The organism is Enterobacter sp. A103, assembly GCF_034427535.1.
GTDB lineage: Bacteria > Pseudomonadota > Gammaproteobacteria > Enterobacterales > Enterobacteriaceae > Enterobacter > Enterobacter asburiae_B.
Genome location: NZ_JAXQPQ010000009.1, coordinates 96,277 through 111,930, shown reverse-complemented (window position 1 = coordinate 111,930; position 15,654 = coordinate 96,277). Strand labels below are relative to the sequence as shown.

The following is a 15,654-nucleotide window of genomic DNA, read 5'->3' as shown; positions in this document are numbered from 1 at the left end:
CTTTTTTTATGTACTTCGGTTGTGTTAAAAAAGAAACAAAGAAAAGGAGGGATGATGAAAACGATCGGCCTGTTAGGTGGAATGAGCTGGGAATCGACAATCCCTTATTACCGCCTGATTAATGAAGGGGTAAAGCAGCGTCTGGGTGGTCTGCACTCCGCAAGCCTGCTGCTGCACAGCGTTGATTTCCATGAAATCGAAGCCTGCCAGTCGAGCGGGGAGTGGGATAAAGCCGGAGAGATCCTGGCCCAGGCGGCGCTGGGACTGGAGCGTGCCGGCGCCGAGGGTATCGTGCTTTGTACCAATACCATGCACAAAGTGGCGTCGCATATTGAGGACCGCTGCTCGCTGCCGTTTTTGCATATCGCGGACGCGACCGGTCGTGCGATTGCCGCATCCGGTATGCGCCGCGTAGCGCTTTTGGGCACACGCTACACTATGGAACAGGATTTCTATCGCGGGCGTTTGCACAGTGAATTTGGGATCGAGAGCCTGATCCCGGATGAAGACGATCGGGCGCGCATCAATCAGATTATCTTTGACGAGCTCTGCCTTGGCACCTTCAGCGAATCTTCCCGGGCGTATTACGTCAGCGTGATTGAAAAGCTGGCGCAGCAGGGGGCTGAAGGGGTGATCTTCGGCTGCACCGAGATTGGCCTGCTGGTGCCGGCCGATCGAAGCCCCGTCCCGGTATTTGATACCACCGCCATTCACGCGGCAGATGCCGTGGCGTTTATGCTGTCATAAGGGGTTTTGCAGGTCAGGTAAACGAAGCGCCACCTGACGCGCGTGCTCCATTAAGTGTTCGGTGAAAGCGTCCACCAGCGCGGAAGCCGGACGGTGCAGCGGGCGGATCAGGCTCACGGTGAACGGGACGGACACGCTAAAGCGGCGGATGACGATCCCGCTTCCGGCATAGTCCAGCGCCGTGAGCGGATTCACCACCGCGACGCCGACGCCCGCACGCACCATCGCGCAAATCGAAGCCGCACTGTGCGTTTCCACCACCATTCGCCGTTTGATCTGATGCTCGGCAAACAGCGTATCCAGCAGCTGTCTGTAACTGTCTGTCTGCGAAAGGCTAATGTAGTTTTCCCCGTGGAAATCCTCCGGCGTGAGCACTGCCTTACCGGCAAGCCGATGTCCTGCGGGCAGAACGCACACTTCATCTAACGAGATCAGCTCCGTGCGTGCCGTTCCCGCTGGCGTGGAAAGGGTTTCGGTTAGCCCTAAATCATGGCGCTGGGCCGAAAGCCACTCTTCAAGCAGAGGGGATTCCTGAGGCACGATAGTGAGGCTGACCTCCGGGTATCGGGCCAGAAAGGGCTGCAACAGCATCGGCAAAAAGGATTGCGAAAAGACGGGCAGACAGACGATCGACAGCTCGCCCTGGCGAAACTCGCGCAGGCTTTCCGCTGCACTCACTATTCTGTCCAGTCCGTACCAGGAGCGCTGGACTTCCTCGAACAGGCGCAACCCCTGCACCGTCGGGTGAAGCCTGCCCCGGGTACGCTCGAACAGCTTCAGCCCCAGCACTTTCTCGAAGCGCGCCAGCTCGCGGCTCACCGTCGGCTGTGAGGTATGCAGCATCTGTGCGGCTTCGGTGAGATTGCCGGTGGTCATCACGGCGTGAAAAATCTCGATGTGGCGTAAATTGACGGCGGGCATAGGGCACCTGAAAGCAGATAACTGTCCATATCATTTTTGCATAGACTCGCGATAAAACGATATTTTTTATTCTCTTCGCGCTGTGGCGTAATCTTCAAAACGCATTTACCCGGAGAAGACCATGCCACGCCCGCTGAACCAGACTGAGACCGATTTGAACGCCGACAACCTGCTGCGCCTGCCTGCCGAGTTTGGCTGCCCGGTGTGGGTCTACGACGCGCAGATCGTTCGCGAGAAGATCGCCGCCCTGCATCAGTTTGACGTGGTGCGTTTTGCCCAGAAGGCGTGCTCGAATATTCATATTCTGCGCCTGATGCGTGAGCAGGGCGTGAAGGTCGACTCCGTCTCGCTTGGCGAAATCGAGCGCGCGCTGGCGGCCGGATTCGATCCGAAAGCCGACGGCGACGCGATCGTCTTCACCGCCGATGTGATCGACGATGCGACGCTTGCGCGCGTCCACGAACTGCAGATCCCGGTGAATGCCGGTTCTGTAGATATGCTGGAGCAGCTGGGCCAGGTTTCTCCCGGCCATCGCGTCTGGCTGCGCGTGAATCCAGGCTTTGGTCATGGTCACAGCCAAAAAACCAATACCGGCGGTGAAAACAGCAAGCACGGGATCTGGTATGCCGATATGCCTGCCGCGCTGGAGGTATTACAGCGCTATGGCCTGAAGCTGGTGGGGATTCATATGCACATTGGCTCTGGCGTCGATTACGGCCACCTGGAGCAGGTGTGCGGTGCGATGGTGCGCCAGGTTGTCGACTTCGGTCAGGATCTGGAGGCGATCTCCGCCGGTGGCGGCCTCTCCATTCCTTATCGCGAAGGCGAAGAGGCGATCGATACCGATCACTATTACGGTCTGTGGAGCGCCGCGCGCGACCAAATCGCCGCGCATCTTGGTCACGCGGTGAAGCTGGAAATTGAGCCGGGTCGTTTCCTGGTGGCGGAAGCCGGCGTGCTGGTTTCGCAGGTGCGCAGCGTCAAAGATATGGGGTCTCGCCACTTCGTCTTGATTGATGCAGGCTTTAACGATCTGATGCGTCCGTCCATGTACGGCAGCTATCACCACATTACCGCCCTGGCTGCCGACGGCCGTGATTTAACGCAGGCGCCGCGCGTTGAGACGGTCGTTGCGGGGCCGCTGTGCGAATCGGGTGACGTGTTTACCCAGCAGGAAGGCGGCAAAGTGGAGACCCGCGCGCTGCCAGAGGTCAAACCGGGTGATTATCTTGTGCTGCATGATACCGGTGCCTACGGGGCGTCGATGTCATCTAACTACAACAGCCGCCCGCTGCTGCCGGAAGTGCTGTTTGATAACGGCAAGGCACGGCTGATCCGTCGTCGCCAGACCATTCAGGAACTGCTGGCTTTAGAACTCATCTGATGAAAGTACGGCCCCGTTGTGACCGAATCGCGTAACACCAGCGTGCCGGTAAACGGCGGGATAGCATCGACCGGCTGGTTTTTTGCCAGCCGGATCGCCTGATCGATGGCCGTGACAATCATATTGTCGATGGGCAGATAAACCGATGAGAGCGCAGGCTCCAGCCATTTCGCGCTTGGGGCATCGTCAAAGCCGAACAGTGAAATATCATGCGGAATTTTAAGCCCCGCCTGGTGTAACGCTTTGGATGCACCCAGGGCCATATCGTCGTTACAGGCAAACAGGGCGCTAAACGGCACTCCGTCGGCAATCAACTCCTTGCACAGCTCGTATCCCCGCGTCATTCCCGCATCGCCGTACTTTATCCGACGTTCGTCCAGACGAATGCCGTGCTTTTCCAGCGCCTTACGGTAGCCCATCAGTCGCGCTTTACCCGTGGGGGTGTGGATCGGAACGGTGATACAGGCGATCTCCCGATGGCCCTGGGCGATCAGGTAATCCACGGCCTTAAATGCGGCATCCTGCTGTTCGAAAAACACGCAGCGATCCGGCGCCTGGCTCACTTCACGGTTAATGACCACCAGCGGCGTTTTCACGGTGTTCATCAGTTTGACGATCGCTTTTTCGCTCATGTAGCGCGTGTAAAGCACGATGGCATCGCACTGGCGATCGGCCAGCATCTGCACCGCCTGTTCTTCCTGTTCCGGCGCATCGTGACCGTCGGTAACGATCAGCTGTTTCCCGTGAGTTTCCGTCTGCCGCGACGCCTGCTGGAGAAGACGACCAAAGTAAAAGCCGTCGAAGGTCGAGACGACCAGACCAATGCTGTTGCTGGTCTGGTTAGCCAGTGAACGCGCGAGAAAGTTCGGGCGATAGCCCAGCTCTTCCATCGCAGCAAAGACCTGCTGACGCGTACTCTCTTTAACCTGACCTGTGCCGTTCAGCACGCGCGAGACGGTAGCCTTCGACACGCCCGCACGCAGTGAGACATCCAGCATTGTTGCCATTCTACATTCCTGCTTCCACGTAATGATTTGCAGTTTAACACAGACCTCACGGCGTATAAGCGATGCGGGAAGCGCAAAACTTCTGCCACGATCACGCTTTTTGGTCACGATTCGTCTGGCCTGCGTGAAGTAAAACTAAATAGTCTGACTCTGGTAAAATAATCGCCGAACCGAGCTGGGGCGACAGGCCAGCAAAACATGAGAAAACGCAGGTGAAACGTGAAAAAGATAGCCATCCTCCCGCTTTACCAGGCACCGCACTATGCGGAGCAGGTCACCGACTGGCTCTGGCAGGCCTTTGGCGAAGGGCTTTCTCGGGAATTTTTCCACAGCATTGTTGAGCACAGCCAGACGCCGGGAGCATTACCGCTGACCTTTATCGCCGTAGAAGACGAACAGCTTGTTGGTACGGTAGGGCTCTGGCGCTGCGATTTGATCACCCGTCAGGATCTCTTTCCGTGGCTGGCGGCGCTCTACGTTGACGACGCGGCGCGAGGCAAGGGGCTGGCAGGAAAGCTACAGCAGCACGTTATTACCTGGGCCGCGCAGGCGGGATATGAAGAACTGCACCTCTGGTCTGCCTGCCGCGACTTCTACGAACGTTACGGCTGGCAGTATATCGGTGATGGGCTGGAATACCCCAACACGCGGGTTCACCTCTATCGTTATTCGCTCTGCGCTTCCGCAGGTGAAGCAACGGAGTGACGGCGAACCAGCGTCGGGCTAAACAGATGCGTAATATCCGGCGGCTGGCGCTGTTCAGCCAGCGCTAGCGCCAGCTCGGCGGCCTGCGTTGCCATGGTGATAATCGGGTAGCGCACGGTGGTCAGACGCGGGCGCACGTAGCGAGAGACCAGCACGTCATCGAAGCCAATCAGCGAAATTTCTGCCGGTACCTCAATCCCGTTGTCATTCAGCACCCCCATTGCCCCTGCGGCCATCGAGTCGTTATAGCTGGCAACCGCCGTGAAATTTCGTCCGCGACCCAGCAGCTCGGTCATGGCCTGTTCACCGCCGCTCTCATCCGGTTCACCGTAGGCCACCAGACGGTCATTACACGGCAGGCCGTTTTCGCGCAGGGCGTCGTAGTAGCCCTGCAGGCGGTCTTCCGCATCAGAAATCGGGTGATTGGAACAGAGATAGCCAATTCGGGTATGGCCCTGTTGAATCAGATGACGGGTCGCAAGCCAGGCGCCGTAGCGGTCGTCTAGGGCCACACAGCGTTTTTCAAACCCGGGAATAATGCGGTTGATGATCACCATTCCGGGCATCTGCTTCATCAGGTGAATCAGTTCGGCATCCGGGATCATTTTGGCGTGAACTACCAGCGCCGCGCAGCGGTGGCGGATCAGCTGCTCGATGGCCTGGCGTTCTTTTTGCTCATTATGATAGCCATTGCCGATCAGCAAAAAATTGCCTGTCTGATAAGAGACCTGTTCAACCGCTTTCACCATGGCGCCGAAAAAGGGGTCGGAAACATCACCCACTACCAGCCCAATGGTTTCGGTGGACTGCTGGGCAAGCGCGCGGGCATTAGCATTGGGATGATAATTCAGGGATTCCATGGCGGTTTGTACCGCCTGGCGCGATGCGTCACTGGCTTTTGGGGAGTCGTTAATCACACGAGAGACGGTTGCCACCGACACACCTGCCAGACGGGCCACATCCTTTATTGTCGCCATTCATTACCTTCTTATTGGGGGTAAGCGTTTACACACCAAATAGTGTTGCGGAAAAGCGGCACGCATTCAAGGGGAGCGGATTTCCTCGCTCCACAAACGTGACGCAGGACAACCCTGGTAGTGTAATCGTTACACGCGCAGTCGTGTCTGAAGAATGTCAATCTGAACCTTTGGTTACACTTTGCGTCAGGCTGTTGCGATTGGCCAATGGCGAGGTGGTCAAAGAGGTTGATACAGTCAAAGTCCCAGAGGTATTGATAGGTGGAATCAACTCCGGTTGATTAACACGCTTTACACCAACCTGCGTTTTTACGCAGGTTTTTTTTGCCTGATAGTTCAATCTGTAACAGCAACAGAGAATATTCACACCTGGTTGCACTTAGGCTCATTCCCTTGCGTTTTCCTGCTGGCGAAGCGCAGGACGAACGGCCACAATCAAGATCCCAGAGGTATTGATTGGTGAGAATTCTTAGTACGGTTTCGTACTCATCTCTTGCACCAACCTGCGCGGATGCGCAGGTTTTTTTTCGCCTCCACTTTTGCTGTCGCTCCCGTATCACTTCTCGTGTAATCTGCCACCATTTACTATCAACCCTCCACACTGGCCGGCAAAGGGAGTTGAGATGCTATTTGGGTTCTTCCGTACACTGTTCCGTATTCTTTTTCGCATCCGCGTCACTGGCGATGCCCAGGCGCTTCGCGGTGAACGCGTTCTTATCACACCAAATCATGTTTCCTTTATAGACGGCATTCTGCTGGCGCTATTTTTACCCGTGCGCCCGGTCTTTGCGGTCTATACCTCTATCAGCCAGCAGTGGTACATGCGCTGGCTCACGCCGCTGATTGATTTTGTACCGCTTGACCCGACAAAGCCGATGATGATTAAGCATCTGGTGCGTCTGGTTGAGCAGGGGCGTCCGGTGGTTATTTTCCCGGAAGGGCGTATTTCAGTGACCGGTTCGCTGATGAAAATCTACGACGGGGCGGGGTTTGTTGCCGCGAAATCAAAAGCGACCGTGGTGCCGCTGCGCATTGAAGGCGCAGAACTGACCCATTTCAGCCGCCTGAAGGGGCTGGTGAAGCAGCGTCTGTTCCCAAAAATCACGCTGCATATTCTGCCGCCCACGTCGTTACCGATGCCGGACGCGCCGCGTGCCCGCGATCGCCGTAAAATCGCCGGGGAAATGCTGCACCAGATTATGATGGAAGCGCGCATGGCCGTGCGCCCGCGCGAAACGCTGTACGAGTCCCTGCTTTCCGCGCAGCACCGCTATGGCGCGAAGAAAAACTGCATCGAAGACATCAACTTTACCCCGGATACCTATCGCAAGCTGCTGACCAAGACCCTGTTTGTGGGCCGCATTCTGGAGAAGTACAGCAAAAAGGGCGAAAAGATTGGCCTGATGCTGCCTAACGCGGGCATCAGCGCGGCGGTGATTTTTGGTGCGGTTTCCCGGGGGCGCATCCCGGCAATGATGAACTACACGGCGGGGGTGAAAGGACTGACCAGCGCCATCACCGCTGCCCAGATTAATACCGTCTTTACCTCTCGTCAGTTCCTGGACAAAGGCAAGCTCTGGCATCTTCCCGAGCAGCTCACCCAGGTGCGCTGGGTCTTCCTGGAGGATCTGAAAGCGGACGTAACCACCGGCGACAAGCTGTGGATTTTTGCTCACCTGATGATGCCGCGTCTGGCGCAGGTCAAACAGCAGCCGGAAGATGACGCGATTATCCTCTTCACGTCGGGTTCGGAGGGCAACCCGAAAGGCGTTGTCCACAGCCACAAGAGCATTCTGGCGAACGTTGAGCAGATCAAAAGCATTGCCGACTTTACCGCGAATGACCGTTTTATGTCGGCGCTGCCGCTGTTCCACTCCTTTGGCCTGACGGTGGGGCTGTTTACGCCGCTGCTGACCGGCGCAGAAGTGTTCCTCTACCCAAGTCCGCTGCATTATCGCATTGTGCCGGAGCTGGTGTATGACCGTAACTGCACCGTCCTGTTCGGCACTTCAACGTTCCTCGGCAACTACGCGCGCTTCGCCAATCCGTATGACTTCTATCGCGTGCGGTATGTGGTGGCCGGTGCGGAAAAACTGCAGGAGAGCACGCGTCAGATCTGGCAGGACAAGTTTGGCCTGCGCATTCTCGAAGGCTATGGCGTTACCGAGTGTGCTCCCGTGGTCTCGATTAACGTTCCGATGGCGGCGAAGCCGGGTACGGTGGGCCGAATTCTGCCGGGGATGGACGCGCGTCTGCTGGCCGTGCCGGGCATTGAAGACGGTGGCCGTCTGCAGCTGAAAGGGCCAAACGTGATGAACGGTTATCTGCGCGTGGAAAACCCAGGCGTGCTTGAGGTGCCGACGGCTGAAAACGTCAACGGCGAGGTTGAAACCGGCTGGTACGACACCGGTGATATTGTCCGTTTTGATGAACAAGGCTTTGTACAGATTCAGGGACGTGCGAAGCGCTTCGCCAAAATCGCCGGTGAAATGGTCTCGCTGGAAATGGTTGAGCAACTGGCGACGGCCGTGTCCGCGGATAAGATGCATGCGACGGTGGTGAAGAGCGATGCCAGCAAAGGCGAGGCGCTGGTGCTGTTTACGACCGACGCTGAGCTTAAGCGCGACAGGTTACTGAGCTATGCGCGTGAACACGGTATTCCTGAACTGGCAGTGCCGCGCGATATTCGCTACCTGAAGCAGCTCCCGGTGCTGGGTAGCGGGAAGCCCGATTTCGTGACCCTGAAAGGCATGGTTGAAGAGGCGGAACAGCAAAATGCGTGAGTCAGTACACACTAACACATCACTCAGGTCGAAAGGCATGATGGCCGTCATCGCCGCGCAGTTTCTCTCTGCGTTCGGTGATAACGCGCTGCTGTTTGCCACGCTGGCGCTGCTGAAGGCCGAGTTTTACCCCGACTGGAGCCAGCCGATCCTGCAGATGGTGTTTGTGGGCGCTTACATTATCTTTGCTCCGTTCGTCGGGCAGGTGGCGGACAGTTTCCCGAAAGGCCGGGTGATGATGTTTGCCAACGGCCTCAAGCTGCTGGGTGCCGCCAGCATTTGCTTTGGCTTCAATCCGTTTATTGGCTACACGCTGGTGGGCATTGGCGCTGCCGCTTACTCCCCGGCGAAGTATGGCATTCTCGGAGAGCTGACCACGGGCGATAAGCTGGTGAAAGCCAACGGCCTGATGGAGTCGTCAACCATTGCCGCAATCCTGCTCGGATCCGTCGCGGGCGGCGTACTGGCCGACTGGCATGTCCTGGCGGCACTGGGCATCTGCGCGGTGGTGTATGGCGGGGCGGTTGTGGCGAACCTGTTTATTCCCAAACTGCCGGTGGCTCGCCCGGGGCAATCCTGGCGCTTTAAACCAATGACCGGCAGTTTCTTTACCGCCTGTCGCGTGCTGTGGCGTAACGGAGAAACGCGTTTTTCCCTGATGGGAACCAGCATGTTCTGGGGCGCGGGCGTCACGCTGCGCTTCCTGCTGGTGCTGTGGGTGCCGGTAGCTCTGGGGATTACCGACAACGCGACGCCGACCTATCTGAATGCGATGGTGGCCATCGGCATTGTGGTGGGGGCCGGTGCGGCGGCGAAGCTGGTGACGCTCGAGACGGTAGCACGCTGCATGCCCGCAGGGATCCTGATTGGCGTTGTGGTGCTTGTTTTCTCGCTGCAACATGCATTATTGCCTGCCTATGCCCTCCTCATCCTGATTGGTATTCTGGGCGGTTTCTTCGTGGTGCCGCTGAACGCGTTACTGCAGGAACGTGGCAAACAGACCGTCGGGGCGGGGAATGCCATCGCGGTACAAAACCTGGGTGAAAACCTGGCGATGCTGTTAATGCTGGGGCTCTACTCGCTGGCGGTAAAAGTGGGTGTGCCGGTGGTGGGGATTGGCGTCGGGTTTGGTGGGCTGTTTGCGCTGGCGATTGCGGGATTGTGGGTCTGGCAACGTCGGCGCTGATAAGTGCGGCCTGATGCCCTCACCCCGGCCCTCTCCCACAGGGAGAGGGAGTAAACCCTAAAAACGGCAACCTGCGTTGCCGTTTTGCTTTTATTACGGCGCAGGATACGTATAAACCTGATGCACCGCTTCAATCTCCGCTAACACCTCTTCACTCAGGTTCAGATGGAAGCTCTCAATATTGGTTTTCAACTGTTCCATCGTGGTTGCGCCCAGCAGGGTGCTGGCAACAAACGGCTGACGACGCACGAAGGCCAGAGCCATCTGTGCAGGGTCAAGACCGTGACGCTTTGCGATATCCACATAGGCTGCAACGGCTTTCTGCGTCTGCTCGCCGCTGTAGCGGGTAAAGCGGCTAAAGAGGGTATTTCTCGCCCCGGCCGGTTTCGCACCGTTCAGGTATTTCCCCGTCAGCGTACCAAAGCCGAGACAGGAATAGGCGAGCAGTTCCACTTCTTCATATTGCGTCACTTCGGCCAGACCCACTTCATAGCTACGGTTAAGCAGGCTGTACGGATTCTGGATGGTAACGATACGCGGCAGATCGTGTTTATCCGCCAGATGCAGATAGCGCATTACGCCAAAGGCCGTTTCGTTAGAGACGCCAATGTAGCGGATTTTTCCCGCGCGCTGGCACTCGGTCAGCGCTTCCAGCGTTTCCAGCAGCGTTACGGCGGGGGCGCTCTCATTCCAGCTGTAGCCGAGCTTACCAAAGCAGTTGGTTGGGCGCTGCGGCCAGTGCACCTGATACAGGTCGAGGTAGTCGGTTTGCAGGCGCTTCAGGCTGGCGTCCAGTGCGGCGCGGATATTCTTGCGATCGAGGATCTGATTCGGGCGGATCCCGGTATCGTTGTTGCGCGCGGGGCCACTGACTTTTGAGGCAATCACCAGCTTTTCACGGTTGCCATGTTTTGCCAGCCAGTTACCGACGTAGGTTTCGGTAAGTCCCTGCGTTTCCGGACGTGGCGGAACAGGGTACATCTCTGCAACATCAATCAGGTTAATCCCCTGGCTGACGGCGTAATCGAGTTGTGCATGGGCATCGGCTTCGCTGTTTTGTTCACCAAATGTCATCGTGCCCAACCCCAGTTGGCTAATTTCCAGAGCGCTGTGGGGGATACGGTGATAATGCATAGCCGGCTTCCTCAGTAGACTTATAGACCGCGTCAGGGCGTGCCCGACAAAGGAATATAAACATGGCAGAGGGGAAGCAAAAGGGGAAGAAAAAAATCAAAAAGGCCAGCAAGCGACTGACCTTTATCTGTTTATCGCTCGATAATTTGCGATACTTCGTCGCGATTGATCTGCATTTTATTGCCTTCCTGGTCGCGGTAGCTGACCAGACCGGTATCATCGTCGACTTCGGGTTTGCCGTCGGTCAGGATCATTCGACCATCTTTTGTCGCCATGACGTAATCGCTGCTACAGCCCGATACGGCAAACGCTAAACCGACTGCTGAAACTAACACTGCCCATTTTTTCATCGTTATCGTCCTCATCTGGCGCGTATCAAATCATAATCTAGTATTAACCCGATATGGCGACTTGAGGAAGCGGTAAAATCTTAAAAAGCAGTCGATTATGTTTGAGAGCTCGCAAAATAAGTAAAAAACTATGTTTTTAACAGGAAATGACGGGCAAGGAGTGCGCCGGTGAAATTCTTTTTGAGATAAAAACCGCGCGGTAACGTCAGTATCGGCTCACCCTTCGCGCCGATTGCCTCGGTAAGCGCTTTGCTGTTGGCCGCTTTCGGGCGCAATTGTAAAACTTCTCCGTGTCGGGCGGTGATGCGCTCTACCTGCCCAAGCACAATCATGTCCATCAGCTCCTCCCAGTCCAGACGCAGCTGTTGCTCCTCATCGTCGTTCGGGCTCCAGAGCAGCGGCGCGCCAACGCGACGGTCAGCCAGGGGGATCTGACGTTCACCTTCGACCGGTACCCACAACACGCGCTTCAGCTTGTGGCGAACGTGGCTGGTTTCCCACGTCACGCCGGTGTTGCCGGTTAGTGGCGCAACGCAGACGAAGGTGGTCTCAAGGGGCTTGCCCTGGCTGTCTATAGGGATGGTTTTTAACTCCACGCCAAGCGCTGCAAAATCCTGCTCGGGTTTGCTTCCTGCGCTGGCACCCAGCCACAGCTCAAGCAGCATGCCGATCCAGCCTTTATCCCGTTTCAGATCCTTCGGGATCTGAAGCCCTGCCATTGCCGCCAGCTCGCCAAGCGAAAAGCCTGCAAGACGCCGTGCCTGCTGTAGCAACTGACCTTCGCTGGATGGCGGTGAGAGCAAGGGTGTAAGCGGATGCATGAAGGTAACCTTTTGATTAAAAAATAAACGAAGAAATTGTCCCCTGTGGATAGAGTTTAACTATTTCTGTACCAATATTCCATGTCTATGATTTATATGTTTTTTTATTGGTTTGAAATCGTTTTGCCAGACTCAGAAAACCGGTTGTTCAAATCTGGTCACTGACAATGAACAGGATCTTACACCATGTTATCCACAGAAAAATGGGATAACTGGGCATAACCCTGACTACTGTTTCAATTTACAGCCTTGACGTGCGATGAAAATCGAATTTTCAAACAAATTGTGACTAACTTATTGGCACAATCTGTGGATAAAACCGACGCTGTTCGATCTTTCATCAGCACGACGATCCCTGATGTGACGATCGTCACGATATTCTGTTTTGTGCTCATGGAAATACATTTAACTATTTGAAAATAATTGCATTATCTAATTAAGGTGAAAAAGGGGAGACTGCATCGTTTGAGGTTGTTCATCGGTAATCAGACACTTCTTCACAACTATATCCACAGAAAAGGTGAATAAAATTCCCTTCACCACCTCTCATCTGTTTATAACTCAGCACTTATTTGTGAGTTATTCAAATGTTATTAGGTTGCAGCCCTGTAAGAGAGTGGTTTACCGCCTCCCTGTAGTGTGAAACAATCATTCATATATAAGGTTTAGTTTGGGGTAGTCCGGTGATTGATGACGATGGCTACCGCCCGAACGTAGGAATAGTAATTTGTAATCGTCAGGGCCAGGTAATGTGGGCCCGGCGATATGGTCAGCACTCCTGGCAGTTCCCTCAAGGCGGGATCAATCCGGGAGAGTCCCCAGAACAAGCGATGTACCGGGAGCTTTTTGAAGAGGTCGGTTTAAGCCGAAAAGATGTTCGCATCCTGGCTTCGACCCGCAACTGGTTGCGTTACAAGTTACCGAAACGTTTGGTGCGTTGGGACACAAAGCCGGTTTGTATCGGCCAGAAACAGAAGTGGTTTCTGTTGCAGTTGGTGGGCAACGATTCAGACATCAATATGCAAACCAGCAGTACGCCGGAGTTCGATGGCTGGCGCTGGGTGAGCTATTGGTATCCTGTTCGTCAGGTCGTGTCATTTAAACGCGATGTTTACCGTAGGGTGATGAAAGAGTTTGCAAGTGTGGTAATGCAGCTTCAGGAGATCCCGCCTAAGCCGCAGAGCGCACCTGCCTGGCGACGTAAAAGAGGTTAAGCTACGCAAATCATGCTCACCCGCTTGCGAGAAATAGTCGAGAAGGTGGCCAGTGCTCCGCGTCTGAACGAGGCGCTGAATATTCTGGTCACTGACATCTGTCTTGCGATGGAGACCGAGGTCTGTTCGGTGTATCTGGCCGACCACGATCGGCGCTGCTATTACCTGATGGCGACCCGTGGTTTGAAAAAACCACGTGGACGCACCGTCACGCTCGCATTTGATGAAGGTATCGTGGGCCTGGTTGGGCGGCTGGCTGAACCCATCAACCTTGCTGACGCGCAAAAACACCCCAGCTTTAAATACATCCCTTCCGTAAAAGAAGAGCGCTTTCGCGCTTTCCTTGGCGTGCCGATTATCCAGCGTCGCCAGCTGCTTGGCGTGCTGGTTGTCCAGCAGCGCGAGCTACGTCAGTACGATGAAAGCGAAGAGTCTTTCCTCGTCACGCTGGCCACTCAGATGGCGGCGATCCTCTCCCAGTCCCAGCTTGCCGCGCTCTTTGGTCAGTATCGCCATACGCGCATTCGTGCCCTTCCGGCATCACCAGGCGTAGCGATTGCGGAAGGCTGGATGGACGCCACGCTGCCACTGATGGAGCAGGTTTACGAAGCCTCAACGCTTGATGAAGCGCTTGAGCGAGAGCGTCTTACCGCCGCGCTGGAAGAGGCGGCGAATGAATTTCGTCGTTACAGCAAGCGCTTTGCCGCAGGCGCACAGAAAGAGACGGCGGCCATCTTCGACCTCTATTCGCACCTGCTCTCCGACGCGCGTCTGCGTCGTGAGCTGTTTGCGGAAGTGGATAAAGGCTCGGTCGCAGAGTGGGCGGTTAAGAAGGTCATCGAAAAATTTGCCGACCAATTTGCGGCACTGACCGACGGTTACCTGAAAGAACGGGCTGGCGATCTCCGCGCCCTGGGACAGCGTCTGCTGTTCCATCTCGATGACACCATTCAGGGGCCGAATGCCTGGCCAAAACGGTTTGTTCTGGTCGCCGATGAGCTCTCGGCAACGACGCTGGCTGAACTGCCTCAGGACAGGCTGGCCGGTGTGGTGGTGCGCGATGGCGCCGCCAACTCGCATGCCGCCATTATGGTGCGCGCGCTGGGTATCCCAACCGTTATGGGGGCGGATATCCAGCCGTCGGTACTGCACCGCCGTACACTGGTAGTTGACGGCTATCGCGGTGAGCTGCTGGTCGATCCTGAGCCAGTTCTGCTCCAGGAATACCAGCGTCTTATAAGCGAAGAGAATGAATTAAGCAAGCTGGCGGAAGATGACGTTAACCTGCCCGCACAGCTTAAGAGCGGTGAGCGGATCAAAGTCATGCTCAACGCCGGTTTAAGCCCTGAGCATGAAGAAAAGCTTGGCAGCCGCATCGACGGTATTGGCCTGTACCGTACTGAAATCCCGTTCATGCTGCAGAGCGGTTTCCCCTCCGAAGAGGAGCAGGTGGCGCAGTATCAGGGGATGCTGCAGATGTTTAACGACAAACCTGTCACCCTGCGAACCCTGGATGTCGGCGCGGATAAACAGCTGCCCTATATGCCGATCAGCGAAGAAAACCCGTGCCTGGGCTGGCGTGGGATCCGCATTACGCTCGATCAGCCGGAGATCTTCCTGATCCAGGTGCGTGCGATGCTGCGCGCCAACGCGGCGACGGGCAATCTCAGCATCTTACTCCCGATGGTCACCAGCATTGATGAGATCGACGAGTCCAGGCGACTGATCGAACGTGCAGGCCGTGAAGTGGAAGAGATGATCGGCTATGCGATCCCGAAACCGCGGATCGGGGTGATGCTTGAAGTGCCGTCTATGGTCTTTATGCTGCCGCAGCTGGCAAACCGTGTTGATTTTATCTCTGTCGGCACGAACGACCTGACGCAATATATTCTGGCCGTCGACCGTAACAATACCCGCGTCGCCAGTATCTACGACAGCCTGCATCCGGCGATCATTCGCGCGTTAGCGATGATTGCCCGTGAAGCGGAACAGTACGGCATTGATTTACGCCTGTGCGGTGAAATGGCCGGGGATTCAATGTGCGTTGCGATCCTGATTGGTCTGGGATACCGCCATCTGTCGATGAACGGTCGCGCTGTCGCCCGCGTGAAGTACCTGCTGCGGCATATCGACATCAACGATGCCCGCGAGCTGGCTGAACGCAGCCTTGACGCGCAGCTGGCCGCTGAGGTTCGTCATCAGGTCGCGGCGTTTATGGAACGGCGCGGTATGGGCGGCCTGATCCGCGGCGGCCGCTAATCATCTTTCTGCCTCTCCCTCCGGGAGAGGGCTCCAGCGCGCATAAAACCCTATACACATCTTTTACATCTCTGGCGCATCCTCCGCGCCCGCCTTGTGCTATGATTCGCAACTTTGGAGCCTCTGCTTACGGCAGAATCGCATTTCTACCGCTGTCCACTTTCAG

Annotated in this window: 13 protein-coding genes; 7 read left to right on the top strand and 6 right to left on the bottom strand. The window is 56.1% G+C overall.

Going from position 1 to position 15,654, the window contains the following annotated elements; genetic code table 11:
- Positions 1-54 precede the first annotated feature (54 nt).
- A complete protein-coding gene (locus tag SPH27_RS19300) occupies positions 55-747 on the top strand; it encodes an aspartate/glutamate racemase (protein WP_096150338.1) in 693 nt (230 codons plus the stop codon).
- Here SPH27_RS19300 and SPH27_RS19295 read toward each other — a convergent pair.
- Positions 742-1,668: a LysR family transcriptional regulator gene (locus SPH27_RS19295; RefSeq protein WP_048979858.1), complete on the bottom strand. Its 927-nt coding sequence runs from the start codon at positions 1,666-1,668 to the stop codon at positions 742-744. The genes SPH27_RS19300 and SPH27_RS19295 overlap by 6 nt on opposite strands.
- Before the next feature lie 121 nt (positions 1,669-1,789).
- Between SPH27_RS19295 and lysA the strand changes: the two genes are divergently transcribed.
- Positions 1,790-3,052: a diaminopimelate decarboxylase gene (lysA, locus tag SPH27_RS19290; RefSeq protein ID WP_033146450.1), complete on the top strand. Its 1,263-nt coding sequence runs from the start codon at positions 1,790-1,792 to the stop codon at positions 3,050-3,052.
- Here lysA and SPH27_RS19285 read toward each other — a convergent pair.
- Positions 3,022-4,059 carry a LacI family DNA-binding transcriptional regulator gene (locus SPH27_RS19285; protein WP_045888659.1) on the bottom strand — a complete coding sequence of 346 codons (1,038 nt, stop codon included), beginning with the start codon at positions 4,057-4,059 and terminating at the stop codon, positions 3,022-3,024. The two genes, lysA and SPH27_RS19285, sit on opposite strands and share 31 nt — an antisense overlap.
- A gap of 228 nt (positions 4,060-4,287) precedes the next feature.
- Between SPH27_RS19285 and SPH27_RS19280 the strand changes: the two genes are divergently transcribed.
- The gene (locus SPH27_RS19280) at positions 4,288-4,764 is read left to right on the top strand and encodes a GNAT family N-acetyltransferase (RefSeq protein ID WP_069303922.1); all 477 of its coding nucleotides are present in this window, start codon (positions 4,288-4,290) and stop codon (positions 4,762-4,764) included.
- Here the strand turns inward: SPH27_RS19280 and galR are convergent.
- The gene (gene galR / locus SPH27_RS19275; RefSeq protein ID WP_023309052.1) at positions 4,725-5,741 is read right to left on the bottom strand and encodes an HTH-type transcriptional regulator GalR; all 1,017 of its coding nucleotides are present in this window, start codon (positions 5,739-5,741) and stop codon (positions 4,725-4,727) included. The two genes, SPH27_RS19280 and galR, sit on opposite strands and share 40 nt — an antisense overlap.
- Positions 5,742-6,364: 623 nt before the next feature.
- Here galR and aas point away from each other — a divergent pair.
- Together aas and lplT are read left to right on the top strand one after the other, a co-directional pair.
- Positions 6,365-8,524 carry a bifunctional acyl-ACP--phospholipid O-acyltransferase/long-chain-fatty-acid--ACP ligase gene (gene aas / locus SPH27_RS19270; protein WP_048979860.1) on the top strand — a complete coding sequence of 720 codons (2,160 nt, stop codon included), beginning with the start codon at positions 6,365-6,367 and terminating at the stop codon, positions 8,522-8,524.
- Positions 8,517-9,710 (top strand): lysophospholipid transporter LplT, encoded by a 1,194-nt coding sequence (lplT, locus tag SPH27_RS19265; RefSeq protein ID WP_182071546.1) that lies wholly within the window; start codon positions 8,517-8,519, stop codon positions 9,708-9,710. The genes aas and lplT overlap by 8 nt, the downstream gene beginning before the upstream one ends.
- A gap of 93 nt (positions 9,711-9,803) precedes the next feature.
- On the opposite strand, the gene SPH27_RS19260 is transcribed toward lplT, so the two are convergent.
- The 3 genes from SPH27_RS19260 to mutH form a co-directional block, all read right to left on the bottom strand.
- On the bottom strand, positions 9,804-10,844 hold the full coding sequence (locus tag SPH27_RS19260; protein ID WP_038417288.1) for an NADP(H)-dependent aldo-keto reductase: 1,041 nt from the start codon (positions 10,842-10,844) through the stop codon (positions 9,804-9,806).
- A gap of 131 nt (positions 10,845-10,975) precedes the next feature.
- Positions 10,976-11,194 (bottom strand): YgdI/YgdR family lipoprotein, encoded by a 219-nt coding sequence (locus SPH27_RS19255; RefSeq protein WP_008499668.1) that lies wholly within the window; start codon positions 11,192-11,194, stop codon positions 10,976-10,978.
- 128 nt (positions 11,195-11,322) lie between these two features.
- Positions 11,323-12,015 (bottom strand): DNA mismatch repair endonuclease MutH, encoded by a 693-nt coding sequence (mutH, locus tag SPH27_RS19250; RefSeq protein WP_033146444.1) that lies wholly within the window; start codon positions 12,013-12,015, stop codon positions 11,323-11,325.
- 683 nt (positions 12,016-12,698) lie between these two features.
- On the opposite strand from mutH, the gene rppH reads away from it, so the two are divergent.
- Positions 12,699-13,229, top strand: coding sequence for an RNA pyrophosphohydrolase (gene rppH, locus SPH27_RS19245; RefSeq protein ID WP_013098553.1), 531 nt, complete (start codon positions 12,699-12,701; stop codon positions 13,227-13,229).
- Positions 13,230-13,241: 12 nt separating this feature from the next.
- The gene (ptsP, locus tag SPH27_RS19240; RefSeq protein WP_023309047.1) at positions 13,242-15,488 is read left to right on the top strand and encodes a phosphoenolpyruvate--protein phosphotransferase; all 2,247 of its coding nucleotides are present in this window, start codon (positions 13,242-13,244) and stop codon (positions 15,486-15,488) included.
- Positions 15,489-15,654 lie beyond the last annotated feature (166 nt).